The sequence below is a fragment of the Variovorax glacialis genome (assembly GCF_051216375.1).
Lineage (GTDB): Bacteria > Pseudomonadota > Gammaproteobacteria > Burkholderiales > Burkholderiaceae_C > Variovorax.
Map to the genome: position 1 here is coordinate 109555 of NZ_JBPJZT010000002.1, position 25343 is coordinate 134897.

Consider the following 25343-nt stretch of genomic DNA (forward strand, 5'->3'; position numbering starts at 1 on the left):
CGGGGGGAGCGCCACGGGCGCTTGGGGGGTCATAGCAGTACCCGGCGGAAGTCGGCGAGGACCTGACCCAGGTAAGCATTGAACCGGGCCGCGGCTGCACCGTCGATCACACGATGGTCGTATGACAGGGACAGCGGCAGCATCAGCCGCGGCTGGAACGCCTTGCCGTCCCACACGGGCTTCATCGCACCCTTGGAGAGACCCAGGATCGCCACCTCGGGCGCGTTGATGATCGGCGTGAAGTGCGTGCCGCCGATGCCGCCGAGCGAGCTGATCGAGATGCAACCGCCCTGCATGTCGGCCGAGCCGAGCTTGCCGTCGCGCGCCTTCTTGGCGAGTTCGCCCATTTCCTGGCTGATCTGCAGCACGCCCTTCTTGTCGGCGTCCTTGAGCACCGGCACCACCAGTCCGTTGGGCGTGTCCGCCGCGAAGCCGATGTTGTAGTACTGCTTGTAGACGAGCTGGTCGCCGTCCATGCTGGTGTTGAAGTCGGGGAACTTCTTCAGCGCCGAGACCATCGCCTTGATCACGAAAGCAAGCATGGTTACTTTCACGCCCGACTTCTCGTTCTCCTTGTTGGTCGACACGCGGAAGGCCTCGAGCTCGGTGATGTCGGCTTCGTCGTTGTTCGTGACGTGCGGGATCATCACCCAGTTGCGGTGCAGGTTCGCGCCGCTGATCTTCTTGATGCGCGACAGGTCCTTGCGCTCGACCGTGCCGAACTTGGTGAAGTCGACCTTGGGCCACGGCAGCAGCCCCAGCGCTTCGCCGCCGCCTCCGCCTGCGGGGGCCTTGGCGCCCGAGGCCTTGGTGCTGGCCGCGCCGCTCATCACGGCCTTGGTGAAGTCCTGGACGTCCTGCTGGGTGATGCGGCCCTTGGGGCCGCTGCCCTTCACTTCTTCGAGCGGCACGCCGAGATCGCGGGCGAACTTGCGCACCGAAGGCGATGCATGCGGCAGCTTGCCGGACGGCGCGACCGTCGGGTCGTGCGCGGGCACGGCGGCGGCCGGTGCGGCCGACGGTGCCGGCGCCGAGGCACTGGCGGTTGCAGGCGCGGCAGCAGCGGCCTGGGCCGGTGCCGGCGCGGCAGCAGGTGCCGCAGCGCCACCACCGGAACCTTCGACGATGGCGATCAGGTCACCGATGTTGACCGTGTCGCCGACCTTGACCTTGAGCTCCTTGAGCACGCCCGCCGCGGACGACGGGATCTCCATCGATGCCTTGTCCGACTCGACCGTGATCAGCGACTGCTCCTGCTTGATGCTGTCGCCGGGCTTCACCAGCACCTCGATCACGGCGACGTCCTTGAAGTCGCCGATGTCGGGCACCTTGACCTCGATCGGACCCGCAGCCGCAGCCGGCGCGGCGGCAGCAGCAGGCGCAGCCGCCGGAGCCGGCGCGGAAGCTGCCGGGGGCGCGGCCGCCGCCGGTGCCGCGGCAGGCGCAGCAGCGCCCTCGCCTTCGAGCACCAGCACGACCGAACCTTCCTTGACCTTGCTGCCCACCTCGACCTTGAGTTCCTTCACGACGCCGGCCTGGCTCGACGGAATCTCCATCGAGGCCTTGTCCGACTCCACCGTGATGAGCGACTGCTCGGCCTTCACCGTGTCGCCCACCTTGACCAGCACTTCGATCACCGCGACTTCGTCGAAGTCGCCGATGTCCGGCACCTTGATTTCCACTGTTGCCATATCGTGTCTCCCGCCCTTGAGGCGCAGTTGATTGTTCTTTATGCGTAGAGCGGGTTGATCTTGTCAGCGTTGATGCCGTACTTCTTGATCGCGTCTGCCACCTTTTGCGCCGGAACAACGCCGTCTTCGGACAGCGCCTTGAGCGCCGCGACGACGATGTAGTGGCGGTTGATCTCGAAATGCTCCCGCAGCTTGCTGCGGAAGTCGCTGCGGCCGAAGCCGTCGGTCCCGAGGACCTTGTAGGTACGGCCCTTCGGGATGTAGGGGCGGATCTGCTCGGCGTACGCCTTCATGTAGTCGGTCGATGCGACAACCGGGCCGGCGGTCGGCGAGAGCTGCTTCGACACGAAGCACTCGCGCGGCGTCTCCGTCGGATGCAGCAGGTTCCAGCGGTCGGCTTCCTGGCCGTCGCGCGTCAGCTCGTTGAAGCTCGGGCAGCTCCAGACGGAGGCACTTACGCCCCAGTCCTTTTCGAGCAGTTCCTGTGCGGCGAAGCTCTCGCGCAGGATCGTCCCGCTGCCCAGCAGCTGCACCGTGGGCGACTTGGCCTTGAGCGCCGGGCCCTGCTTGCACAGGTACATGCCCTTGATGATCTGTTCCTCGGTGCCGGGCTGGAGGCCGGGCATCGGGTAGTTCTCGTTGAGCAGCGTCAGGTAGTAATAGACGTTGTCCTGCTTCTCGACCATGCGCTTCAGGCCGTGGTGCAGGATTACGCCGACCTCGTGCGCGAAGGTCGGGTCGTAGCTCACGCAGTTCGGGATGGTGTTCGCCAGGATGTGGCTGTGGCCGTCCTCGTGCTGCAGGCCTTCGCCGTTCAGCGTGGTGCGACCCGACGTGCCGCCCAGCAGGAAGCCGCGCGCCTGCATGTCGCCCGCAGCCCATGCCAGATCGCCGATGCGCTGGAAGCCAAACATCGAGTAGTACACGTAGAACGGCACCATGATGCGGTTGTTCGTGCTGTACGACGTGGCCGCCGCGATCCAGCTCGACATCCCGCCGGCTTCGTTGATGCCTTCCTGAAGGATCTGGCCGGACTTGTCTTCCTTGTAGTACATGACCTGGTCCTTGTCGACCGGCGTGTACTGCTGCCCCGCAGGGTTGTAGATGCCGACCTGGCGGAACAGGCCTTCCATGCCGAAGGTGCGCGCCTCGTCGACCAGGATGGGCACTACGCGCGGGCCGAGCGCCTGGTCGCGCAGCAATTGCGTCAGGAAACGCACGTAGGCCTGCGTAGTCGAGATCTCGCGACCTTCGGCGGTCGGCTCCAGCACGGCCTTGAAGGTTTCGAGCGAAGGTACCGTAAAGCTCTCGTCCGCCTTCACGCGGCGGTGCGGCAGGTAGCCGCCGAGGGCCTTGCGGCGCTCGTGCAGGTACTTCATCTCGGGCGTGTCGTCGGCCGGCTTGTAGAACGGCAGGTCGGCGAGCTGGCTGTCCGGGATGGGGATGTTGAAGCGGTCGCGGAAGGCCTTGATGTCCTCCTCGCCGAGCTTCTTGGTCTGGTGGACCGTGTTCTTGCCCTCGCCGATCTTGCCCATGCCGAAGCCCTTGACGGTCTTGATCAGCAGCACCGTGGGCTGGCCCTTGTGATTCACGGCCGAATGGAACGCTGCGTAGACCTTCTGCGAATCATGGCCGCCGCGGCGCAGGTTCCAGATCTCGTCGTCGCTCATCTTGGCGACCATCTCCAGCGTGCGCGGATCGCGGCCGAAGAAATGCTTGCGCACATACGCGCCGTCGTTGGCCTTGAACGACTGGTAGTCGCCGTCGTTCGTCTCCATCATGATCTTGCGCAGCGCGCCGTCCTTGTCGCGCGCCAGAAGCGGGTCCCAGCTGCTGCCCCAGATCAGCTTGATGACATTCCAGCCCGAGCCGCGGAACTCGCCCTCGAGCTCCTGGATGATCTTGCCGTTGCCGCGCACCGGGCCGTCCAGGCGCTGCAGATTGCAGTTGATGACGAAGACCAGGTTGTCGAGCTTCTCGCGGGCCGCGAGGCTGATGGCACCCAGCGACTCGACCTCGTCCATCTCGCCGTCGCCGCAGAAGACCCAGACCTTGCGGTTCTCGGTGTTCGCGATGCCGCGCGCATGCAGGTACTTGAGGAAGCGGGCCTGGTAGATCGCCATCAGCGGGCCGAGGCCCATCGAGACGGTCGGGAACTGCCAGAACTCGGGCATCAGCTTTGGATGCGGGTAGCTCGAGAGGCCCTTGCCGTCGACCTCCTGTCGGAAGTTGAGCAGTTGCTCTTCGGTCAGGCGGCCTTCGAGGTAGGCGCGGGCGTAGATACCGGGAGAGACGTGGCCCTGGATATAGAGGCAGTCGCCGCCGTGGTTTTCGCTCTCGGCATGCCAGAAGTGGTTGAAGCCGGCGCCGAACATGCTGGCCAGCGACGCAAAGGAACCGATGTGGCCGCCGAGGTCGCCGCCTTCGGGCGGGTGATGGCGATTGGCCTTCACGACCATCGCCATGGCGTTCCAGCGCATGTAGGAGCGGAGGCGCTCCTCGATCTCGAGATTGCCGGGGGAGCGCTCCTCCTGGTCCGTCTCGATGGTGTTCACGTAGGCCGTGTTGGCCGAGAAGGGTTTGTCGATGCTGCTCTGGCGGGCGTGCTCGAGCAATTGTTCGAGCAGGAAATGCGCTCGCTCCGGCCCCTCGCTTTCAATGACCGCCGACAGGGCGTCCATCCATTCACGCGTCTCCTGCGCGTCCGGGTCATTCGCGGCGGAGCCGAACTGGCTCTCTGGATTTGCCGACATGCTTGTCTCCTTGTGAGGGGTTTGTGGCCGTAATTTAGTGCCGTAACCGGCAGCGCGCGGAGTTTCTCACAGAAATAGTGAGATTTCAAATGGTGCTTGATGTTTTCTTATTATGAAATTCAGGCGAAGAAAGCCGGAAAATTGATCCGTTTCAATGTCTCGCACGTCCAAGCTGACAGGAGAGCGTTCACCTAAACTTGTCCGATGCCCTTTTCCTCACCGATCGCCGTCGCGCGCAGCGCAACGTCGCCGCTTTCCTGGTGGCGACGCTGGTGGCGCCGTCAGACGCCTGTGCTACAGGACGCGGTCGCGATGCTCGCTCCGCTGGCGGCAGTGCTCCTGTTCCTCGCCGCCATCGTGTCGGCCTTCTGGTACCTGCGCGCGGAAGAAATGGAACGCGTCCAGGAATCGGTGAAGCGCGATGTCGAGTACGCCCAGCAGCGCGTGCGCCTTCGGCTCCTGGAGCGACAGGAGCAACTTATGCGCCTCGCGCGCGATGCCTCCAATCGAGAGATCGACGCCACCGAATTCACCAGCCGCGCCGAGTCGCTGGTGAGCCAGTTCCCGGAGTTGCAGGCCATCAGCTGGATCGACGACCGCCGCCGCTTCAAGGCCGGCTATGCGGCACCCAGTGTCCACCCGGCGCAACAACACGAGATCGGCGACGTGCTGCGGCCGGGCGATACCGAAAGCAACTACGCCCTCGCACGCGAACTGCGCCAGCCGGTGTTCTCGCTGCCGCTGGCCGGTGGCGATCCGCCACCGATGCTGCAGCTCCACATCCCTCTCTTCGACCAGGGCCTGTTCGCCGGGATGCTGCTCGGCGAGTTCTCCGTCGACGGTCTGCTGCGCTACGGCATGCCCGCGGAAGTCTCGGCGCGTTACGCCGTCTCGCTGCTGGACGCCAAGGGCGGCCTGATCGCCGGCAACACGGTCGCGAGCCCACGCGGTGCCGGCACGCGGCTCCTGCCGTGGACCGTCAGGACCAACGAATACGAGGTGCCGGTCTCCCCGGTCGGCAATGCGCTGGTCCTGCGGGCGCAGGCCTATCGCACCTCGCAGGGCGTGGTCGGCAACGGCCTGTTCTGGCTGGTCGGCGCGCTGAGCGTGCTGACGAGCTGGATGCTGATCGGCACTTGGCGCCACACACGGCGCCGACTACAGGCCCAGCAGGCGCTGGTGGCCGAAACCAACTTCCGCCGCGCGATGGAAAACTCGATGCTCACCGGCATGCGCGTGCTCGATCTGGAAGGCCGCATCACCTACGTCAACGCCGCCTTCTGCGCGATGACCGGCTGGAGCGAGAACGAACTCGTCGGCCAGACGCCGCCGTTCCCCTACTGGCTCGAGTCCGACCGCGAGGTCATGAACGAGCGGCTCGAGGAAGAGCTTCACGGCCGGGCATTGCCGGGCGGCTTCCAGGTGCGCGTCAAGCGCAAGAACGGCAGCGTGTTCAACGCGCGCCTGTATGTGTCGCCGCTGATCGACGCGCGCGGCCACCAGACCGGCTGGATGACGTCGATGACCGACATCACGGAGCCGACGCGCATCCGCGAACAGCTCTCGGCTTCCTACGAGCGCTTCACCACCGTACTTGAAGCGCTGGATGCCTCGGTCTCGGTCGCGCCGCTGGGCAGCGAGGAGTTGCTGTTCGCCAACAAGCTCTACCGGCTCTGGTTCGGCTCCAATACCGTGGGCCACCTGGGCATGGTCGCGCAGGCAGGCGTGCCGGCCTCGCATGCGCACGATGAAGGCCTCGACGACGTCGACCCCTTTGCCGGGCTGCCGGTCGACCAACTCACCGCCGCGCAGCCGGCCAATAACGAGATCTTCGTCCCCGAACTCGGCAAGTGGCTCGAAGTGCGCTCGCGCTACCTGACCTGGGTCGACGGCCGCCTCGCGCAACTGGTCATCGCGACCGACATCACGCCGCGTCGTGACGCCGAGGACCTGTCGGCCGCGCAGGCCGATCGGGCGCAAGCCGCCAGCCGACTGATCACCATGGGCGAGATGGCCTCCAGCGTCGCGCATGAACTCAACCAGCCGCTGACCGCCATCACCAATTACTGCAACGGCATGATGTCGCGCATCAAGGGCCAGCAGATCGATTCCGAGGCCTTGCTTGCGGCGCTCGACAAGACGTCGAAGCAGGCGCAGCGCGCGGGCCAGATCATTCAGCGCATTCGCTCCTTCGTGAAGCGCAGCGAGCCGAACCGGACGCCGGCCGAAGTCTCGACCATGGTGAGCGAGGCGGTCGAACTGGCCGGCATCGAATTGCGCCGGCGCAACGTGCGGCTCAACCACTACGTCGCGGCGCGCCTGCCGATCCTGCGCGTCGACCCGATCCTGATCGAGCAGGTGATGGTCAATCTGCTGAAGAACGCGGCCGAGTCGATCGATCTGGCAAACCGTCCGCTGGCGCGCCGCAGCGTTGAGCTGCGCGTGCTGCCGAAGATCATCGACGGGCACAACGCGGTCGAGTTCTCGGTGCAGGACACCGGCATGGGCCTCGCACCCGAAGTGATGGACCGCCTGTACGAAGCCTTCTTCTCTACCAAGCCCGAAGGCATGGGCATCGGGCTCAATCTGTGCCGCACGATCGTCGAGTCGCACCGCGGCCGGATGCAGGCGGAGAACATCTACAATGGTCCGGATGTCGTCGGATGCCGTTTTTCCTTCTGGTTACCGGTGTTGGACGCTATCGATTCCGTAGCAAGCAACGAGGCGAAAGTACCTGCATGAGTTTGATTCCGAAGAAGGGCACGGTCTATGTCGTCGATGACGACGAAGCGGTTCGCGATTCGCTCCAATGGCTGCTCGAAGGCAAGGACTATCGGGTCCGCTGCTTCGACTCCGCCGAATCGTTCCTCTCCCGCTATGACCCCCGCGAAGTCGCCTGCCTGATCGTCGACATCCGCATGGGCGGCATGTCGGGCATCGAGTTGCAGGACCGCCTGATCGAGCGCCGATCCCCCCTGCCGATCGTCGTCATCACCGGCCACGGCGACGTGCCGATGGCCGTCGACAGCATGAAGAAGGGTGCGATGGATTTCATCCAGAAGCCCTTCAACGACGAAGCTCTCGTGGCACTGGTCGAGCGCATGCTCGAACACGCGCGCGGCGCCTTCGCGCAGCACCAGCAGTCCGCCAGCCGCGACGCCCTGCTGTCGAAGCTCACGGGTCGCGAGGCACAGGTGCTCGAACGGATCGTCGCCGGCCGACTCAACAAGCAGATTGCCGACGACCTCGGCATCAGCATCAAGACGGTGGAGGCGCACCGCGCCAACATCATGGAAAAGCTCAACGCCAACACCGTGGCCGACCTGCTCAAGATCGCCCTCGGCCAGGCCGCCCCCGCCAAGGCCTAGCGGCCGTCCGAGCGAGAAGCACCCACAGCCTTCCACGCCTGCGCAAGCGGGCGTTTCTACTTGGAAATCCCGAAAACGATGACCGCCCAACTGATCGACGGCAACGCGCTGTCCCGAAAAATCCGCGCCGAAGTGGCGGGCCGCATTGAAGCGCTCAAGGCCCGGGGCATCCAGCCGACGCTCGCGATCGTGCTGGTCGGCGACGATCCGGCGAGCCAGGTCTACGTCAAGCACAAGGTCAACGACAGCAGCGAGACGGGGCTGACCGCGAACCTCGAGCGCTATCCCGCATCCATGACCGAGGCCGACCTGCTCGCGCGCATCCGCGCCCTGAACGAGGACCCCAAGGTGCACGGCATCCTGGTGCAACTGCCCCTGCCGCCGCACATGGACAGCCACCGGGTCATCGAGGCCATCTCGCCCGCCAAGGACGTCGACGGCTTCCACGTCGCCAGCGCCGGCGCGCTGATGGTCGGCCAGCCGGGCTTCTGGCCCTGCACGCCGCACGGCTGCATGAAGATGCTCGAATCGATCGGCTACGACCTCCGCGGCAAGCGTGCGGTGGTCATCGGCCGCAGCAACATCGTCGGCAAGCCCATGGCGATGATGCTGCTGGGCAAGAACGCGACCGTGACCATCTGCCACAGCGCGACGAAGGATCTGGCCGCTCTCACCCGGCAGGCCGACGTGGTTGTCGCGGCCGTCGGCAAGCGCAACATCCTGACGGCCGATATGGTGAAGCCCGGCGCGGTGGTCATCGACGTCGGCATGAACCGCAAGGAAGACGGCAAGCTCGCTGGCGACGTCGATTTCGACGGCGTGAAGGAAGTCGCCAGCTGGATCACCCCCGTGCCGGGCGGCGTCGGCCCGATGACCCGCGCGATGCTGCTCGTCAACACCCTTGAAGCGGCCGAACACGGAACAACATGTTGATCACCCCGTTGCTTGCTCACTTCGTGTAGCCGCCTCCCCCTCAAGGGGCACCACCGGCGGCCCGGCAGAGCCGGTTCCGCGGTGGTCCTCGAAGGGGCCTCGCTTCGCTTGCCTGGAAACATGTATATGACCAATCCGCTTCTCGACTTCACCGATCTCCCGTTGTTCGATCAGATCAAGCCAGAGCATGTAGCGCCTGCGGTGGACACGCTCCTCGCCGATGCCGAGACTGCGCTGCAGACGGTGACGGCGCCGGAGTTCCCGGCGGACTGGATCGCAATCTCCAAGGTGCTCGACGTGGCTTCCGAGCGATTCAGCCGCGCCTGGGGGGCCGTGGGGCACCTCAATGCAGTGGCCGACACGCCCGAGCTGCGGGCGGCCTATAACGAGGCGATGCCACGGGTCACCGCCTTCTGGACAAGGCTCGGCTCCGACGAGCGGCTCTATGAGAAGTACAAGGCGATCAACCCGGCCACGCTCAATGTCGAGCAGCGGCAGGCGCACCGCAATGCGATTCGGAACTTCGTGCTCGGCGGTGCCGAACTGCAGGGCGACGCGAAGGCGCGCTTCGCGGAAATCCAGGAACGGCAGGCCGAGTTGAGCCAGAAGTTCAGCGAGAACGCACTGGACGCGACGGATGCCTTTGCCTGGTACGCGCAGCTCGGGGAACTCGACGGGCTGCCCGAGGACGTCATCAGCGCCGCCCGCGCTGCGGCCGAAGCGGAAGGCAAGGACGGCTACAAGCTCACGCTGAAGATGCCCTCCTACTTGCCGGTCATGCAGTTCGCCAAGAGCAGCGCGCTGCGCGAAAGGCTCTACCGCGCCTATGTCACGCGCGCCAGCGAGTTCGGCGACCCGGCCTTCGACAACACCGACCTGATCCGCGAGATCCTCGCACTGCGTCAGGAAGAGGCGCAGTTGCTCGGCTATCCGAACTTCGGCGAACTCTCGATCGTGCCCAAGATGGCCGAATCGGCTGGGCAAGTCGTGAAGTTCCTTCGCGATCTGGCCACCAAGGCCAAGCCTTTCGGCGAACGCGACCTCGCGGACCTGCGCGCATTTGCGCAAACGCAGCTCGGCCTGCTCGATCCGCAGCCCTGGGACTGGAGCTACATCGGCGAAAAGCTCAAGGAAGCGCGCTACGCGTTCAGCGAGCAGGAAGTCAAGCAGTACTTCACCGCGCCGAAGGTGATGGCGGGCCTGTTCAAGATCGTGGAGACCTTGTTCGAAGTCTCGATCCGGCGCGATAGCGCGCCGGTGTGGCATCCGAGCGTCGAGTTCTATCGCATCGAGCGCGGCGGCCAGAAGGTCGGCCAGTTCTACCTCGACCCGTCGGCCCGCGCCGCCAAGCGCGGAGGCGCGTGGATGGACGACGTGCGCGCCCGCTGGCTGCGCCCCGACAACGGCACCTTGCAGACCCCGGTCGCGCAACTGGTGTGCAACTTCGCCGAGGGCGTCGACGGCAAGCCGCCGCTGCTCACGCACGACGACGTGACCACCCTCTTCCACGAGTTCGGCCACGGCCTGCACCACATGCTCACGCAGATCAACGAACGCGACGTTTCGGGTATCAGCGGCGTCGAATGGGATGCGGTCGAACTGCCGAGCCAGTTCATGGAGAACTTCTGCTGGGAGTGGGACGTCCTCGCCCACATGACTTCGCACGTCGACACGGGCGAGCCTCTGCCGCGCGAACTCTTCGACAAGATGACGGCGGCCAAGAACTTCCAGAGCGGCCTGCAGACGCTCCGCCAGATCGAGTTCTCGCTGTTCGACATGCTGCTGCACACCGAATACGACGCCACCACGGCCAAGCCGGGCGACGTGATGGCGCTGCTCGCCAAGGTGCGCGAAGAGGTCGCGGTGATGCCCTCGCCGGCCTTCAGCCGCACGCCCAACACCTTCAGCCACATCTTCTCCGGCGGCTATGCGGCGGGCTACTACAGCTACAAGTGGGCCGAGGTGCTGAGCGCCGACGCCTACGCGGCCTTCGAGGAAACGGCGGGCGCCAATGGCGAGCCGAGCATCGAGACCGGCCGCAAGTACCGCGAAGCCATCCTCGAGGCCGGCGGCAGCCGCAGCGCAATGGAATCCTTCAAGGCCTTCCGAGGCCGCGAACCGCAACTCGATGCGCTGTTGCGACACCAGGGCATGGCGGAGACCCAGGCAGCCTGAGAATCAGGCGGCGTTGGCCGCGGAGCCTGAGATACTCGGTTACATCCGAAAACGGGAGTCATCGATGAAGCTCAACGCCGCCCTCTCGGGCCTTGCCCTGCTGACGGTCGCCTGCGCCACGCTGGCGCAGCCGGTCTACCGCAATGTCGACAAGAACGGCAAGGTCACCTTTTCCGATCAGGCGCCGGCCGCCAACGCACAGCCGGCCGCGCCGTCCGCCGGCAGTTCCATCGCTGCCAATTCAGGCCTGCCTTATGAGCTGCGGCAAGTGACGCAGCGCTACCCCGTCACCCTCTACACCGGGGACGAATGCGGGCCCTGTGGCGCGGGCCGCTCCCTGCTCATCACGCGGGGCGTGCCGTTCGAGGAGCGCACCGTCAAGACCAACGAGGACATCGGCGCGCTGCAGCGCCTGAGCGGGCAGAACAACCTGCCCCTGCTCGCGATCGGCTCGCAGCAGCTCAAGGGCTTCTCGGACTCAGAATGGTCGCAGTACCTGGATGCGGCGGGCTATCCCAGGAGCGCGCAGCTGCCCAGCGGCTATCGCAATCCGCCGGCACAACCGCTGGTCGCCTTGCAGTCGGCCCCGCAGCAGGCGCCAGCCGCTGCGCCCATACCCGCGCAGGCACCTCCGCCGCCCGCCGCGGCCACCGGACCGACGCCGAGCAACCCTGCCGGCATCAAGTTCTGACGCCGGCCACGCCCGCGCTCAGTTGAAGCGCATGGTCCGCACACCCGTCGATGTGCCCAGGAGGCACACGCCGGCGCGCTGATGGGCAAAGACGCCCACCGTCACGACGCCCGGCCATTGGTTCACCTCGCTCTCGAAGCCGAGCGGATCGGGGATCCGCAGTCCGGTCACGTCGACGATGTGCTGGCCGTTGTCGGTCACGAGCGGCAAGCCGTCCTTCTCCCGCACCTGCGCCACGCCGCCCAGCCGCGTGAACTGCCGGATCACGCGCCGCGCCGCCATCGGGATCACCTCCACGGGCAGCGGGAAGGCGCCGAGCGTGTTCACGAGCTTGGAAGCGTCGGCGATGCAGACGAAGCGCCTGGACTGCGCGGCCACGATCTTCTCGCGCGTGAGCGCCGCCCCACCGCCCTTGATCATGTAGCCGCGGCCGTCGATCTCGTCCGCGCCGTCGATGTAGACCGCCAGTTCCTCGACTTCATTGCTGTCGAATACGGGGATGCCCAATGCGCGAAGGCGCTCGGTCGATGCCACCGAACTGGACACGGCGCCACGAATGTTGTCCTTGATGGTCGCCAGGGCATCGATGAACTTGTTCACCGTCGAGCCGGTGCCGACCCCGACGATCTCGCCCTTCACCACGTAATCCAGTGCGGCACGGCCGACCAGCGCCTTGAGTTCGTCCTGGGTCAGGGCGGGAGCGGGGGCGGGTGATGTCATCGGGGAGAATCCTTGGCTGATTGAAGTCGAGAATTATCCGATGCCCCTGCTGTTGCCCTCTTCGCTGTACGGGCTTGCCCGACCCTTCCTCTTTGGATTCGACCCCGAGCACGCCCACGAACTGACGCTCGATGCCCTCGCGCGCACGCAGAACACGCCGCTGGCCTGCGCCTACGCCGCGCCGCGCGTGGACGACCGGGTGACGATCGCCGGCCTCCAGTTTCCGAACCGCGTGGGACTCGCGGCAGGCTTGGACAAGAATGCCCGCTGCATCGATGCCTTTGCCGCGATGGGCTTCGGCTTCGTGGAGGTAGGGACCGTCACGCCCAAGCCGCAACCAGGCAATCCGAAGCCGCGCATGTTCCGCCTGCCGCAGCGCGACGCCCTGATCAACCGGCTCGGCTTCAACAACGACGGGCTCGAAGCCTTCATCGCCAACGTGCAGCGCGCGCGCTTCCGGCGCAACGGATCCAAGGCGCCGATGCTCCTCGGCCTCAACATCGGCAAGAACGCGGCCACGCCGATCGAACGGGCAGTGGACGACTACCTCATCGCCCTGGATGGCGTGTATCCGCACGCGGATTACGCGACCATCAATATCTCCAGCCCCAACACGGCGAACCTGCGTTCACTCCAGAGCGACGAGGCGCTGGACGCCCTGCTCGGCGCGATCGCGGACAAGCGCGAGGCGCTGGCAGTGAGGCAAGCCAGGCGGGTTCCGCTTTTCGTGAAGATCGCGCCGGACCTCGACGAAGCCCAGGTCAAGGTGATCGCGGCCACCCTTCGGCGGCATGGGATGGATGGCGTCATCGCCACCAACACCACGCTGGCGCGCGACGCGGTCGCGGGGCTGCCGCACGCCGACGAAGCTGGCGGCCTGTCGGGCGCACCTGTCAGGGAGGCGAGCAATCGCGTCATCGGACAGTTGCGCGCCGAGTTAGGGCCACGCTTTCCGATCATCGGGGTCGGCGGCGTCCTGAGCGCGGCTGATGCGCGAGGCAAGATCGAAGCAGGCGCCGACCTCGTGCAGATCTACACCGGCCTGATCTATCGGGGGCCCGCACTGGTGCGGGAAGCGGCCCAGGCGCTGCGCAAGCGCCGCACCTGAGCACGCGGCGGTGATCAGCGCATCCGCCAGATCACCGGAACGATAACGGACGCCCAGCGCACGAGGCGGCGGGGTCCCACCACAGCCACGAGGGCCGCGGCCGCTGCACCGGTCGCGATGGGATGCTCGCGGGCCAGGCGCATCGCCTTGGCGCTCGCGGGTTCGTCCGGCGGAGGAGGTGCATCTCCCACGCCTGCGGCGGCGTCCTGCATCGTCGACACCCGCTGACGCTGCCGCTCGATGCGCGCGAGCAGTTCCTCGCGGGTGACAGGTCGTGCGGGTCGCTCAGTCTCTTCGCGAGGGGTGCGACCCAGGCTCTCCTGGAACCACGCCAGGTCACGCTCGAAAGCCTCGCGCGCCGGATCGAAAGCGTCGGAAGACTTGCGCACCGTGGACAGCAGCGCGACCACCGCCACCAGCCATAAAGCGATCCAGGCCGCGGCCACCAGCCAAGCTGCCGTGATCCGATACGGTGTATCCCAGAAATGAACGACGATCGCCACGGACAACAACGCGATCGCAATCGTCGTGAGTCCGATGACCGCGATCACCAACGCCAGGATCGCCTGCAGGCGCTTCTTTTCGTCCTCCCATGCGAAGCGCAGGAGTTGAACCCGGTCATCGGCTGCCAGGGCAGCCTCACCGGCCAGGATGCGCAATTGGCGCAGAGAGCGCTTGATCCCGAAAAGCTTCGACAGCCTCATCGGCTGCCCCCGCAGGTGCCGCTGGGGCGACGCTCAGCGGCGGCCAAGCAGGAGGCCCACCAACACGCCCACCGCCAGCGCAGCGCCGGCGATCTGCCATGGCTCGTCGTGAGCGTAGGCGTTGGCCGTATTGGCTGCTTCCCGGGCCTTCTTGGCGGCGATCCGGCTTTTTTCGGCGGCGAGTTCGCGAGCGATCGCCAGCTTGCTGTCGATGCGCTGACGCAGCGCCTTGATGTGCGGCACCGAATCGAGATCCTTGCTGGCAAGCACGCCACGGACGTCGCTGGCGATGTCTTCAGCCACGGCGTTGGCCGCAGCTTCGAGATTGGTGGATGCAGTCATTGAATGGGGTCCTCCTCAGAACTCAGACGCGCCGGCACCGCGCCGGCGGTCCACGCCAAACGACGTGTCGGTCGATGGTACATGCCTGCGCGCTTCTACGACAGCAGTTCAGCCACGCGCCGGCCGATCGCCAGGCTGCTGGTGAGCCCAGGTGACTCGATACCGAACAGATTGACCAGCCCCGGCACGTCATGCGTCGCCGGCCCTTCGATCCTGAAATCGGCTGACGGCTCGTCCGGCCCGGAAATCTTGGGACGGATGCCCGCATAGCCTGGAATCAGCGCGCCATCAGGCAAGGCAGGCCAGTACTTGCGCACTTCCGCATAGAAGCCGTCGCCACGCGCCGGATCCACGACCAGATCGTCGGGGGATGCCACCCACTGGACATCCGGGCCGAACTTGGCCTGCCCGCCCAGGTCAAGCGTCAGGTGCACGCCGAGGCCAGCAGCCTCCGGCACCGGGTAGATCAGGCGACTGAACGGCGCGCGGCCAGCCAGGGTGAAGTAGCTTCCCTTGGCGTAGTACGTCGACGGCACTGCCTCAGCGGGCAGTCCCTGGAAGCGACGAGCCAGCGCGGGGGCCGCCAGGCCGGCGGCGTTGACCACGGCGCTGCACCGCAGCGCAGTCCCGTCCTGGGCCCGAAGGACTATCCCGCCATCCATGCACTCGGCGCGTTCAACACCCGACTTGAGTGCCACCATTCCTCCGGCGTTTTCGAGGTCGCCCTGCAGGCTCAGCATCAGCGCATGGCTGTCGACGATGCCGGTGCTCGGCGAATGCAGGGCTGCGTGGCATTCGAGCTGCGGCTCCATCGCGCAGGCCTGTTCCCGCGTGAGCAGCACCAGGTCGTCGACGCCGTTGGCGCGTGCCTTGGCCATGATCGCGTCGAGTTGCGCCACTTGGGCCTCGGACGTCGCCACGATGAGCTTTCCGCAGCGTCGATGGGGAAAGCCTCGTTGTGCGGCGTAGTCGTAGAGCATCTGCTTGCCCTCCACGCACAGCCGGGCCTTCAGCGAACCCTGGGGGTAGTAGATGCCGGCGTGGATCACCTCGCTGTTGCGGGAACTCGTGCCGGTGCCGATGGCGCCTTCGGCTTCCAGCACGATGACCTCACGGCCCTGAAGCGCCAGTGCGCGGGCGACAGCAAGGCCGACAACGCCGGCGCCGATGACGGCGCAATCGAATTCATCCATCCCGTGAGCTTAGCGGGGCGGAGGACGATCCACTCACTCCGGTTGCACCGTGAACGGGCTCTCGGGGTCGGTCGGGTTGCCCGGCGGCGTGGCCGGGCCCTTGTCGGGCTCCACAGGCAGCTCGGGCAGGTCTGGAGGATCTGCTGTGATCGGCGTCGGGCGATCGGGACTGGTGGCCATGGCGTTCTCCTTTCTGCGCCGTTCTACGGTTCCCGCACAAAAGGGAACCACGGCGAATCGAGCCATTTTGCGTCGGCGTGAACCGATGCGAACCTCGGCTCGCTCACAGAAGGGTCTTGCTGCGCAGAAGACATTCCCACCCCATCGAAAGCAGATTCACTTCGCTTTTTGGAAGCCCGTTGTTCTCATGATGAAGGCGTCGAATACAGCCGCTCTCCGCGCCTCACTTTCAGTCGCATTTTCCGAGATTTCACGTCGATTTGAAGACCGCCGTTTCAGGGGGAAACTGTAGAGTCGAACGGTCGAAAAACGACTCGACACAGTCGCCCCATTTCACTCGATCCAGCGACCCGATCGCTGGACGCAAGACAGTCGCCCGAGCCGCCCGGCATCGCGCAATCACTGAGTTATGAACATCAAGGACGAGACCTCCATCCCGTTCGCCCACCCGGTCTACATAAGAAGCATCCTCGACTGCCTCAACGGCCGAGGTGTACGGCCATCGACCGTGCTCGCCAATGCAGGCCTGGCCTGGCAGGATCTCCATGAAGGCCAGCAGATGGTGGACTTCGCCGTCTTCCGTCGATTCGTCGCGCATGCCATCCAGTGCAGCGGCGAGCCCGCGCTCGGCCTGATGGCCGGCTCCATGCTCCAGCCGTACCACAGCCCGGTCGGCATCGCCGCGGTGACCAGCGACAGCCTGGGCCAAGGCCTGCAGGTCATGCGCCGTCACGCGAAGTTGATCTTCGGGAGCGTGGAGTTCCAGGTGGAGAACGGACCCCGGTGGAGCGCACTCAAGGTCAAGCCGCTGCTGCCCCTTGGCGAGACCCATGTCTTCGTGATGCAGTCCATCATTGGCGCGCAGGTGCGCCTGCTGGAGGCCATCCTCGGGCGGCCCGTCGACGAACTGACAGTGGGACTGCCCTACCCTCGGCCATCCAAGAGCGATGTGCCGTGCCTGCGCTACGTCCGGAGCGTGGCCTTCGATCAGGAATGCCTGACCTTCGAATTGCCTGCGGACCTGCTGCATGCACCGTCGGCCTCGGCCGACGCGAAGGCCTTCGCCGATGCCTCCCAGTCCTGTCAGCGCCTGGAGTCGGAGATGGGACGAGGCGCGTTCGTGCAACGCGTTCGGCGTGCGCTCTTTGAGCGCCTGACGAGCAACCCGGACACGCATGACCTCGCATCGGACCTGGGCATTTCCCCGCGGACGCTGGTGCGGAGGCTCGCGGCGGCCGATGTCACCTACTCCGACATCAAGGACGAGTTGCGCAAGACGCACGCCGCCTGGTACCTGCAACACACCGAGCTGTCGATGGAGTCGATTGCATCGCAACTGGGTTACGCCGATCCAACCAGCTTCAGCCGCAAGTTCAAGGGCTGGTATCGCGTCGCGCCGAGCAAGATGCGCCAGGATCTGCGCAGCGGCGACTTTCACTGACCGGCAAGGAGCGATGAGGTGTCGTCGGCAGACCCTCATCGCGTCAAGCGTCCGCGCCGAGGCGGACCGGACTGAGACGCTAGTCGCGGACCGAGGCCTCCTCGGCCACCCCGCCCACGTACCCGATCGTCTCATTGATGTGCAAGAGAATTTCGGAGCAATGCTCTTTCAGTGCGTTCCCGCGCCGCGTGAGCCGAACCTTGCGCGTCGTGCGCTGGAGCAATGGCGCTTCGAGCATCGTCTCGAGCCGCGCGACACTTCGGCTCACGCTCGACTTGTGAATCTTCAATGCATCAGCTGCCTGCGAAAAGCTGGCAAATGAAGCGACGTACGAGAAGACGCGAAGATCATTGAGATCCAGCATCTTCTGTGTGGTGTGTGTTGACAGAACACTGTTCGACATTTTTTCTCTCCCTGTCCAACCTTTGACCCCGCCTGAACGCATCAAAGCGAAAAAGGCCGCCCGACGTTCGCGGGCAGCCTTCAGGACTTGGCTGGTGAAGTTGGACTTACCAGTTGCCCTGTCAAAACGAGTGACGCAGACCGATGTCGTAGCCCGTGGAGGTCTTCGGCGTCATCGCTGCGCCGTCGATCAGGAAGTACTGCGGGCCACCCAGGCTCAGCGCGGCACCGTTCTTGTTGGTCACGCGCGCAATGGTCGTGTACACCGCCGTACGCTTCGACAGGTTGTGAACGTAGCCGATCGCGAACTTGCCGGCCTTCGGCTTGTCGGCACCCGGCGCGACGATATTCTGGTAGTCCACTGCCGAGTAGGCGGCGCGGATCACGCCCGGACCGACCGGCACCGTTGCGCCCAGAAGCCAGCCCCTGAAGCCCGGATCCCGCTGGTTGACAAACACCGGCACGCTCCAGTCGGTCTTCAACTTGTTGTCCGAGTACTCGCCGAACAGCTTCACCGGACCAAAGTCATAGGAAGCGCCGAGATTCACCGTTTCGAGATTGGTGGTCGAGCCAGCGTAGAAGTCACTCGCCACGGTGTCCTGACCGTAGGAAAGCGCAACGTCGAGCGGACCTTTGGCGTAGCCGACGCGACCACCGATGTAGCGGCCGGTACGCGAATTATTGAAAGCATATCCCTCGGGGATGCCCGGCTGAACCAACTCGCCTGGTTCCAGGCTGGCCTTCTCGTTGAAGACGTACATCAGCTGACCGTAGACGCCGCCCAGGTTCGGCGGCAGGAAGTAGCCGATCGAGTTGCTGGCGCGGGTGTAGTTGCGGTCGCCCGTATCCTTGCTGGCCGTATTGATCAGGCTGGCGCCCACGCCGTTGGTGCCGAACGGATCGAAGACCGTGTCGTTCCAGTAGGTCGGCGTGTAGTCGCGTCCGCCACGAAATTCCCCGAACGGGCCGGACAGGCTGATCGTCGAACGACGGTCGAACCTCAAGCCGCCACCGCCAACGCCCGAGCCGTTGTTGCTGTTGATGCCGGCTTCGAGCCAGAAGCTGGCGGCCATGCCGCCGCCCAGGTCTTCGGTGCCACGGAAACCCAGACGGCTGGAGTTGTAGCCAGAGCTGGTCACGGCGGTTTCCGTTGCATGCGTCGGTATCACCGGCAACTTGCAAGGGAAGCGGGCTGACCTGCTGATTGCGGACGACGTTGAGTCGGCGAAGAACTCGCTGACGCAGCACCAGCGCGATGCACTGCTCCAGTTGACCAAGGACTTCGCGTCCATCTGCTCGACCGGCCGCATCATCTACCTCGGCACGCCGCAGTCCATCAACTCGATCTACAACACGCTGCCCGGTCGCGGGTACTGCGTGCGCATCTGGCCGGGACGTTATCCCACCGCTGCGCAGGTCGGCAACTACGGCGGCATGCTGGCACCGCTCATCGCACGCCGCATGGCGAACGACGAGTCGCTGATGCTCGGCGGCGGCGCACTGGGCGACCAAGGCAAGCCGACCGACACGCAACTGCCGGCAGGCACCGACGAGTTCCTGACCAAGAAGGAACGCGACCAAGGCCCCGCCTACTTCCAGCTTCAGCACATGCTGAACACGAAGCTGGCCGACGCCGAACGCTTCCCGCTGCGCTGGGCCAAGGTGCAGGTCATGCGCGTCATCAACGACGCGTACCCGCTCACGTTCACGCCCGGTCTGCTCGATCACGAAGTGGTCAAGTACGAACTGCTCGGCACGACCTACGCGCTCGGCTCACCGTCCGCGATGTCTGCCGACCGCAGCAAGCTGCAAGGCATCGTCATGTACGTTGACCCTGCGGGCGGCGGCAAGAACGGGGACGAGACTGGCTACGCCGTCGTGGGCTTCCTCAACGGGAACCTCTACGTCCTCGACGTGGGCGGCATTCCTGGCGGGTTCGACCATGCGGGCTTCGTGAAGCTCTCGCACATCGCACGCGACTGGAAGGTCAACCGCATCCTCGTCGAGAAGAACTTCGGCAACGGGGCCTACCTGCACACATGGCTACCGACGCTCCGCGCTGAGTACCCGCACGTCGTCGGCGGCGGGTGCGCCATCGAGGAGACGTGGGAGTCCGGGCAGAAGGAGCTTCGCATCATCGACGTGCTGGAGCCGATCATCGCTCGTGGGTCGCTCGTCTTCAACGACGAGATTGCCCGCAACGAGCATGCATCGCTCGCTCGGCACGCCTCCGAGAAGCAGACCACCTACTCGATCTTCCACCAGCTTGCGCACATCACGCGGGACAAGGCATCGCTCGTTCACGACGACCGCCTTGACGCCCTCGCGGGTGCGTGCCGCTACTGGACCCTCCAGCTTGGCATCGAGCAGGAGAAGGCCATTGCGCGTCAGCGCGAGGCCGAGTTCAAGGCTTGGCAGAAGAACCCCCTCGGCATCAACAGATTCTCCAGCACAGCGCCATCGAAGCGCGGCGGGAGCCTATTCAACAAATACCGCCGCTAAGGCAGTGGAGACAACATGAGATTCGAGAGCCTCCCCTCGATACCGCTGGACACGGTGAACCTGTCCCTCCTGCGCGAGACGGTGCTTGCCGCCGTCACGCAGTGCGAACTCTCGGCCCGCAGCCCCAGCGCGGGGCCGCGCACGACCCAACTCGGCGGGTTCTTCCAGAGCATCGCAACCCGGCTCGCCACGCTCGCGTCCGCGCAGGGCAACGGCAGCGTCGGCCCCGGCCGGCCACTGAGCCGCTTCTTGTTTGGTGGCATCTCCGGGAAGAAGGTGGTCTTCTGGGGCGACAGCACGACCGAGATTGCGCTCCTCCTGTGGGAGGGCATCAATCAGGCCGTCCTCCCCGGAGGCGACTGGGCTGGCGTCGTGCCGGTCAACCGTGGCTTCAACGGTCAGACGATGCAGGGCGCACTGAACGGCATCCAGACCATCTACGACGACAACCCGCAACTGGTCGTCCTGTGCTTCGGCATCAACGATGTACGCATCGGCGGCGTGGACGCCATCGAGTTGGCGAGCCGCCTGCGCGAGGCCGTCACGCGCCTCCAAGCCAACCTGCCGAACTGCGACATCGTTCTGTGGACGCCCAACAGCCTGCTGACGACCGACGAGGACGGCTACGGCTGGATGGTGCCGCTGTCGGCCGCGCAGGAATACACGGACGTGATGTGGAACGCGTACGAGTCCCTGAAGGGCGAGTTCAAGAACGTCCTGCACCTCGACAAGCAAGCGATCTTCGGCCGCACCGCGCTGCCGTCGCATCCGCTCATGTACGACACGCTGCATCCGAACAACGACGGCAACGTCGCCTCGTTCTTGCAGTTGGTGCCGTACCTCACGCCTGACCCCATCGGCATCGACCAGACGGCGAGCGCCGCCGCTTGGGCCGCGAACCCGGACAAGCCGTGGACGCTGTACCCGAGGGCGCTGGAGGACACCCGCTACTGCGAGCTTGTCCGCCGCATCACCTTCTCCGTCTACATGGAGTTGGACCCCAACGTGCTCGTCTACTTCGGCCGTCACTTCGGCGACGAGGCCCCACTGCTTCCCAGCGTGGTCCAAGACGGCGACTTCATCTGGACACCCGAGAAGGGCGTCTACACGGTCGATCCCCAGGTCGGCCGAGCCGCAGTGGGCGAGAACGGCGTGCAGATGTACAGCATCCCCAAGGCCGACTTCCCGGTCATCCCAGAACTCGGCCACGGCCGCATCTACCGCCGACTCCCGGCGTAACCAACAAGGAACCCCAATGCGATTCGAAGACCTCCCCAACCTGCCCCTCGACACCGTGGGCATCGAGAAGCTGCGCGAAGCAGTGCGCTCCGTCGTGACCCAGTGCGAACTGGCCCCGCGTGGTGCCGCAGGCGCAGCCTCGGCCAGCCGCACGGCCCAAGTCGGCCTGTTCTTCCAGTCGATGGCGACCAAGCTGTCGCTGCTGGCGACCGCACAGAACGCCGAGTAAGGAACCGCCATGACACCCATCAAGCGATGGGTGGTCGTGACGGCTCTCGCAATCATCCTGCCAGTGACGGCCCGCTTCGAGGGCCTGCGCTTTCACGCCTACGCCGACCCGGCGCACGGCTGGAAGGTGCCCACGATCTGCTACGGCCACACCAAGGGCGTGAAGCGGGGCGACGTTGCCACGCAGGCGCAGTGCGATGCATGGCTGCGCGAGGACATGGAAGCCGCAATGGCTGACGTGGGCCGCGTGGTCGCAGTCGAACTGTCCCCGAACGAGCTTGCCGCCTATGGCGACTTCGTGTTCAACGCGGGCCTGACCAACTTCCGCACCTCCACGATGCTCCGCAAGCTCAACGCTGGCGACCGCCGTGGGGCCTGCGCGGAGCTTTCACGCTGGGTCTACGCCGCTGACATCCGCCTCCCCGGCCTCGTCAATCGGCGCGCTGTCGTCCGTGACATCTGCGAGAGAAACCTATGACCACCCTCAACCGAATCTTCCTCGTCCTCGTCCTGGCGCTCATGGCGCTGGGCGGGGTCCAGTACCACCTCCTCAAGCAGTCCAACGCCGCGCTCGAAGTCGAGCAGGAGACGACCCGCTTGCTGCGCAGGTCTATCGCAGCCAACGAGGCCGGCCAGAAGGCCCGCACGAAGGCCGCTGCTGCCGCCACCAAGGCCGCAGCCAAACGAACCAAGGAACTCAACCATGCTACTGAAGCGAACCGCGCTTGGGCTGATGCTCCTGTGCCTGATGCTGTGTGGGACAGCCTGTACGGCCCCGCAGCGCCTCCTGCCGCCCCTTGAGTGGCTGGAGGACTGTCCCCTACCTGAACGTCCAGCCGAGCGCACCAACGCCGCGCTGGCCGGCGCTGTGGCCGAGCACCGGACGGTGATCGAACTCTGCAACGCCGACAAGGCCGCACTCCGGGAGTGGGCCAAGTGAAGTACACCATCCGCCGCGTGTGCGGGGTCGAGTACACCGACACCCTCCACGCCCTGCACGTCCTGACCTTCCCGGCCGATGCGCATGAGCCCTACGACTGCGGATGGTGGTGGCTGGCCTACGACGAGAACAATGAGCCGGTGGCCTTCGCCGGCATGCGGGCCTCACTCAGCGAGGACGACGGGGCCTACCTGTCGCGCTGCGGCGTCCTGCCCGGACACCGGGGCCGGGGCCTCCAGCGCCGACTGCTGCGCGCCCGCCTGAGCTACGCCCGGAGGTTGGAAGCCAAGGTGGTCATCACGACGACCTACTGCAACCCCCGGAGCGGGAACAACCTTATCAAGGCCGGCTTCTCGCTGTACGACCCCACCGCCCCTTGGGGCAGCGAGGGCACGAACTACTGGCGACTCAGCCTAGTTTCGCCGCGAGCTTCGACGCATCCAGATGGGTGTAGCGCTTCAGCATCCGCAGGTCTTTGTGCCCAGTGACTGCCGCCGCCTCCATGACGTTCAGCCCCTTCTCGAAGAACCGGCTCGCGGCCTCGTGCCGCAGGTCGTGGAACCGGAAGTTCTCCAGCTTGGCCCGATCCGCGGTGCGGATGAAGGCCCGCTTGAGCGCCTCCTGCGTCACGTCCGGGAACACGTAGCCCGACCCATCGGACTCGCGCAGCCGGCGCTCCAGCACCTCCATCGCCTTGGTGCTGAGGGGCACGCCCCGGCCTTCGCCGTTCTTCGTGTCCAGCAGCCGCGCCGTGCGCCGCTTGAGGTCGATGTTCTCCCAGAGCATCCCGACAATCTCGGACTGCCGCATGCCAGTCTCAAGGGCCAGGACGATGGCGTCCGTCAGGTAGCCGCCCCGCGTCTCCTTCGCCGCCTCAAAGAGCGCCGCCTCCTCGTCGTGGGACAGTCGCCTGTCCCTTGAGGGGCCGTTCTTGGGCCGCGACACGTCCGACACCGGGTTCGGCCCGCCCGAGATGCCCCACTCCTTCCGAGCGTGCTCGATGACGTGGTGCAGCATGTTCAGCTTCCGGTTGACCGTTGCCGGGGCCGACCGGGTGAGGCAGTCGTCACGCCACTTGCGCACCGCCTCGGGCGTCAGGGTGGACACCGTGTACTTCATCAGCGGGCTGTTCTGGAGCGTGCGGAAGTGGAACTTCTCCTGCTCCGCGCCCTTCTTGTGGGGCGTCACCTCGCGCAGGTAGCGCTCGACCAGATCGTTGATGGTGGTGGTGTTGCCGGTCAGTGTTGGGGCCGTCTGCCCCTTGTAGATTCCAAGCTCGGTCTGCTGAATCCACGCCCTCGCCATACCCTCATCCGGGAAGGTCTTCGACATGATTGGGTACCCAGCCTTCCGGACCTTCGCTTGGAAGGACTTGGCACCCTTGCTGTCAACTCTTTTGGTGATGGTTCCCATGGTTACTCCTCGTTGTGTTGTGTCCCAAGTGTCCCACAACTGTCCCACGAAGTCAACGCACGAGTTTACCCTTAGAGCCCGTGGCGCTCTAAGTTGTTGATTTTATTGAGTATTTTTGGTGGGCGGTGGAGGTTTCGAACCTCCGACCCCAGCAGTGTGAATGCTGTGCTCTACCCCTGAGCTAACCGCCCGTAGCGCACATGCAGGTGATATGCGCCGTTGGAATTCTTCGCGCCGTGTGGTGCGAAGCCCGCAATTATGCCACAGCTTTTTCGTCGATCTGACGGAAAAGCGTGCGTCCGTTGCTGGACTTGTCGAGTTGCATCAGGACCTCCTCATGGGCGGCAAGCTCGTGCTCGGTCGCGATGAGAATCGGCAGCTCGAAGGTGCTCAGGTCCACCGCGATGACGATGCCCTGCGTCGGCTCGTTCGTGGCGATGTCGATCAGGAGCGCGTCCTGTCCGCGCGTGAGATTGATGTAGACATCGGCCAGCAGCTGCGCGTCGAGCTTCGCGCCGTGAAAGGTGCGGTTCGAACGATCGACGCCGAAGCGGTCGCACAGCGCATCGAGCGAATTCCGCTTGCCGGGGTAGACCATCTTCGCCATGGCGAGGGTGTCGGTCACGTCGCCGACAAAACTGCGCAGTGGCGCCAGGCCGGCAAGCTCCAGTTCCTTGTTGAGGAAGCCGACGTCGAAGGCCGCGTTGTGAATGATCAGCTCGGCGTCACGCAAGTAGTCGACGACGTCATTCGCCAGCACGGAGAACTTCGGCTTGTCGCGCAGGAAGTCGGTCGTGAGGCCGTGCACCTTGAGCGCGTCCTCATGGCTCTCGCGCTCGGGGTTGAAGTAGATGTGCAGGTCGTTGCCGGTGAGCTTGCGATTGAACAGCTCCACGCATCCGAGTTCGATGATGCGGTCGCCGTTCTCGGCCGAGAGGCCTGTGGTTTCGGTGTCGAGAACGATTTGCCGGGTCATCAGTGGTTTTCTTTGGCGTGGTTGATCGAGTACTTCGGGATCTCGACCGTCAGGTCGGTCTGCGCGAGTATCGCCTGACAACTCAGCCTTGATTGCGGTTCGAGGCCCCACGCCCGGTCCAGCAGGTCTTCCTCGCCCTCTTCCGCTTCGTTGAGCGAGCTGAGGCCCTGGCGCACGATGACGTGGCAGGTGGTGCAGGCGCAGCTCATTTCGCAGGCATGCTCGATGTTGATGTGGTTCTCGAGCATGGCCTCGCAGATCGAGGTGCCCGCGGGCGCGCTGATTTCCGCGCCTTGAGGGCAGTACTCGGGATGGGGAAGGATCTTGATCGTGGGCATGGAGGT

The 25343-nt window shown here is 65.2% G+C and carries 26 protein-coding genes and 1 tRNA gene; 14 read left to right on the forward strand and 13 right to left on the reverse strand.

What is annotated here, in order from left to right; translation table 11 throughout:
• Window positions 1-29 precede the first annotated feature (29 nt).
• Complete coding sequence (gene aceF, locus ACSFBL_RS04855; RefSeq protein WP_435514631.1) at window positions 30-1691, reverse strand: dihydrolipoyllysine-residue acetyltransferase; 1662 nt, start codon at window positions 1689-1691, stop codon at window positions 30-32.
• Window positions 1692-1729: 38 nt separating this feature from the next.
• Window positions 1730-4444: a pyruvate dehydrogenase (acetyl-transferring), homodimeric type gene (aceE, locus tag ACSFBL_RS04860; RefSeq protein WP_435514632.1), complete on the reverse strand. Its 2715-nt coding sequence runs from the start codon at window positions 4442-4444 to the stop codon at window positions 1730-1732.
• Window positions 4445-4648: 204 nt separating this feature from the next.
• Between aceE and ACSFBL_RS04865 the strand changes: the two genes are divergently transcribed.
• From ACSFBL_RS04865 to ACSFBL_RS04885, 5 genes are all read left to right on the forward strand, one after another.
• Complete coding sequence (locus ACSFBL_RS04865; RefSeq protein ID WP_435514633.1) at window positions 4649-7186, forward strand: PAS domain-containing sensor histidine kinase; 2538 nt, start codon at window positions 4649-4651, stop codon at window positions 7184-7186.
• Window positions 7183-7812 carry a response regulator transcription factor gene (locus ACSFBL_RS04870; protein ID WP_028253580.1) on the forward strand — a complete coding sequence of 210 codons (630 nt, stop codon included), beginning with the start codon at window positions 7183-7185 and terminating at the stop codon, window positions 7810-7812. Before ACSFBL_RS04865 ends, ACSFBL_RS04870 begins: the two co-directional genes overlap by 4 nt.
• 78 nt (window positions 7813-7890) lie before the next feature.
• Window positions 7891-8745, forward strand: coding sequence for a bifunctional methylenetetrahydrofolate dehydrogenase/methenyltetrahydrofolate cyclohydrolase FolD (gene folD, locus ACSFBL_RS04875; protein ID WP_435514634.1), 855 nt, complete (start codon window positions 7891-7893; stop codon window positions 8743-8745).
• 120 nt (window positions 8746-8865) lie between these two features.
• Window positions 8866-10920 carry a M3 family metallopeptidase gene (locus tag ACSFBL_RS04880; protein WP_435514635.1) on the forward strand — a complete coding sequence of 685 codons (2055 nt, stop codon included), beginning with the start codon at window positions 8866-8868 and terminating at the stop codon, window positions 10918-10920.
• A gap of 64 nt (window positions 10921-10984) precedes the next feature.
• Complete coding sequence (locus ACSFBL_RS04885) at window positions 10985-11611, forward strand: glutaredoxin family protein (RefSeq protein WP_435514636.1); 627 nt, start codon at window positions 10985-10987, stop codon at window positions 11609-11611.
• Window positions 11612-11629: 18 nt separating this feature from the next.
• On the opposite strand, the gene rpiA is transcribed toward ACSFBL_RS04885, so the two are convergent.
• A complete protein-coding gene (rpiA, locus tag ACSFBL_RS04890; protein ID WP_435514637.1) occupies window positions 11630-12331 on the reverse strand; it encodes a ribose-5-phosphate isomerase RpiA in 702 nt (233 codons plus the stop codon).
• A 40-nt stretch (window positions 12332-12371) separates the two neighbouring features.
• On the opposite strand from rpiA, the gene ACSFBL_RS04895 reads away from it, so the two are divergent.
• Window positions 12372-13439 carry a quinone-dependent dihydroorotate dehydrogenase gene (locus tag ACSFBL_RS04895; protein ID WP_435514638.1) on the forward strand — a complete coding sequence of 356 codons (1068 nt, stop codon included), beginning with the start codon at window positions 12372-12374 and terminating at the stop codon, window positions 13437-13439.
• A 14-nt stretch (window positions 13440-13453) separates the two neighbouring features.
• On the opposite strand, the gene ACSFBL_RS04900 is transcribed toward ACSFBL_RS04895, so the two are convergent.
• The 4 genes from ACSFBL_RS04900 to ACSFBL_RS04915 all read right to left on the reverse strand — a co-directional run bounded on the left by ACSFBL_RS04900 (window position 13454) and on the right by ACSFBL_RS04915 (window position 15858).
• Window positions 13454-14098 (reverse strand): phage holin family protein, encoded by a 645-nt coding sequence (locus tag ACSFBL_RS04900; protein WP_435514639.1) that lies wholly within the window; start codon window positions 14096-14098, stop codon window positions 13454-13456.
• A 78-nt stretch (window positions 14099-14176) separates the two neighbouring features.
• Window positions 14177-14485, reverse strand: a complete 309-nt coding sequence (locus ACSFBL_RS04905) for a glycine zipper domain-containing protein (RefSeq protein ID WP_435514640.1) — start codon at window positions 14483-14485, stop codon at window positions 14177-14179.
• A gap of 95 nt (window positions 14486-14580) precedes the next feature.
• Window positions 14581-15678, reverse strand: a complete 1098-nt coding sequence (locus ACSFBL_RS04910; protein WP_435514641.1) for an NAD(P)/FAD-dependent oxidoreductase — start codon at window positions 15676-15678, stop codon at window positions 14581-14583.
• Between the two features lie 33 nt (window positions 15679-15711).
• Entirely contained in the window at window positions 15712-15858 is a 147-nt protein-coding gene (locus tag ACSFBL_RS04915) for a stereocilin (protein WP_435514642.1), read from the reverse strand.
• 409 nt (window positions 15859-16267) lie between these two features.
• Here ACSFBL_RS04915 and ACSFBL_RS04920 point away from each other — a divergent pair, with 409 nt between their 5' ends.
• Entirely contained in the window at window positions 16268-17299 is a 1032-nt protein-coding gene (locus ACSFBL_RS04920) for an AraC family transcriptional regulator (protein WP_435514643.1), read from the forward strand.
• Between the two features lie 79 nt (window positions 17300-17378).
• Here ACSFBL_RS04920 and ACSFBL_RS04925 read toward each other — a convergent pair whose 3' ends face one another.
• Complete coding sequence (locus ACSFBL_RS04925; protein WP_435515317.1) at window positions 17379-17744, reverse strand: LysR family transcriptional regulator; 366 nt, start codon at window positions 17742-17744, stop codon at window positions 17379-17381.
• A gap of 79 nt (window positions 17745-17823) precedes the next feature.
• Complete coding sequence (locus tag ACSFBL_RS04930) at window positions 17824-18906, reverse strand: porin (protein ID WP_475539791.1); 1083 nt, start codon at window positions 18904-18906, stop codon at window positions 17824-17826.
• On the opposite strand from ACSFBL_RS04930, the gene terL reads away from it, so the two are divergent.
• From terL to ACSFBL_RS04965, 7 genes are read left to right on the forward strand one after another with little or no spacing between them, the layout of a single operon-like run.
• Complete coding sequence (gene terL, locus ACSFBL_RS04935) at window positions 18878-20203, forward strand: phage terminase large subunit (protein WP_435514645.1); 1326 nt, start codon at window positions 18878-18880, stop codon at window positions 20201-20203. The genes ACSFBL_RS04930 and terL overlap by 29 nt on opposite strands.
• Before the next feature lie 15 nt (window positions 20204-20218).
• A complete protein-coding gene (locus tag ACSFBL_RS04940) occupies window positions 20219-21442 on the forward strand; it encodes an SGNH/GDSL hydrolase family protein (protein ID WP_435514646.1) in 1224 nt (407 codons plus the stop codon).
• A gap of 16 nt (window positions 21443-21458) precedes the next feature.
• Entirely contained in the window at window positions 21459-21671 is a 213-nt protein-coding gene (locus tag ACSFBL_RS04945; RefSeq protein ID WP_435514647.1) for a hypothetical protein, read from the forward strand.
• 9 nt (window positions 21672-21680) lie between these two features.
• Complete coding sequence (locus ACSFBL_RS04950) at window positions 21681-22148, forward strand: lysozyme (protein ID WP_435514648.1); 468 nt, start codon at window positions 21681-21683, stop codon at window positions 22146-22148.
• Window positions 22145-22471 carry a hypothetical protein gene (locus ACSFBL_RS04955; RefSeq protein WP_435515344.1) on the forward strand — a complete coding sequence of 109 codons (327 nt, stop codon included), beginning with the start codon at window positions 22145-22147 and terminating at the stop codon, window positions 22469-22471. The genes ACSFBL_RS04950 and ACSFBL_RS04955 overlap by 4 nt, the downstream gene beginning before the upstream one ends.
• A complete protein-coding gene (gene lysC, locus ACSFBL_RS04960; protein ID WP_435515318.1) occupies window positions 22419-22610 on the forward strand; it encodes an Rz1-like lysis system protein LysC in 192 nt (63 codons plus the stop codon). Before ACSFBL_RS04955 ends, lysC begins: the two co-directional genes overlap by 53 nt.
• A complete protein-coding gene (locus ACSFBL_RS04965; RefSeq protein WP_435514649.1) occupies window positions 22607-23098 on the forward strand; it encodes a GNAT family N-acetyltransferase in 492 nt (163 codons plus the stop codon). The genes lysC and ACSFBL_RS04965 overlap by 4 nt, the downstream gene beginning before the upstream one ends.
• Here ACSFBL_RS04965 and ACSFBL_RS04970 read toward each other — a convergent pair.
• From ACSFBL_RS04970 to fdx, 4 genes are all read right to left on the reverse strand, one after another.
• Window positions 23019-24023 carry a site-specific integrase gene (locus ACSFBL_RS04970; RefSeq protein WP_435514650.1) on the reverse strand — a complete coding sequence of 335 codons (1005 nt, stop codon included), beginning with the start codon at window positions 24021-24023 and terminating at the stop codon, window positions 23019-23021. The genes ACSFBL_RS04965 and ACSFBL_RS04970 overlap by 80 nt on opposite strands.
• Window positions 24024-24139: 116 nt before the next feature.
• A tRNA-Val gene (locus tag ACSFBL_RS04975) sits at window positions 24140-24214 on the reverse strand.
• A gap of 65 nt (window positions 24215-24279) precedes the next feature.
• Window positions 24280-24999, reverse strand: a complete 720-nt coding sequence (gene dnaQ / locus ACSFBL_RS04980) for a DNA polymerase III subunit epsilon (protein ID WP_435514651.1) — start codon at window positions 24997-24999, stop codon at window positions 24280-24282.
• Window positions 24999-25337 (reverse strand): ISC system 2Fe-2S type ferredoxin, encoded by a 339-nt coding sequence (gene fdx, locus ACSFBL_RS04985; protein ID WP_286568456.1) that lies wholly within the window; start codon window positions 25335-25337, stop codon window positions 24999-25001. The genes dnaQ and fdx overlap by 1 nt, the downstream gene beginning before the upstream one ends.
• Window positions 25338-25343 lie beyond the last annotated feature (6 nt).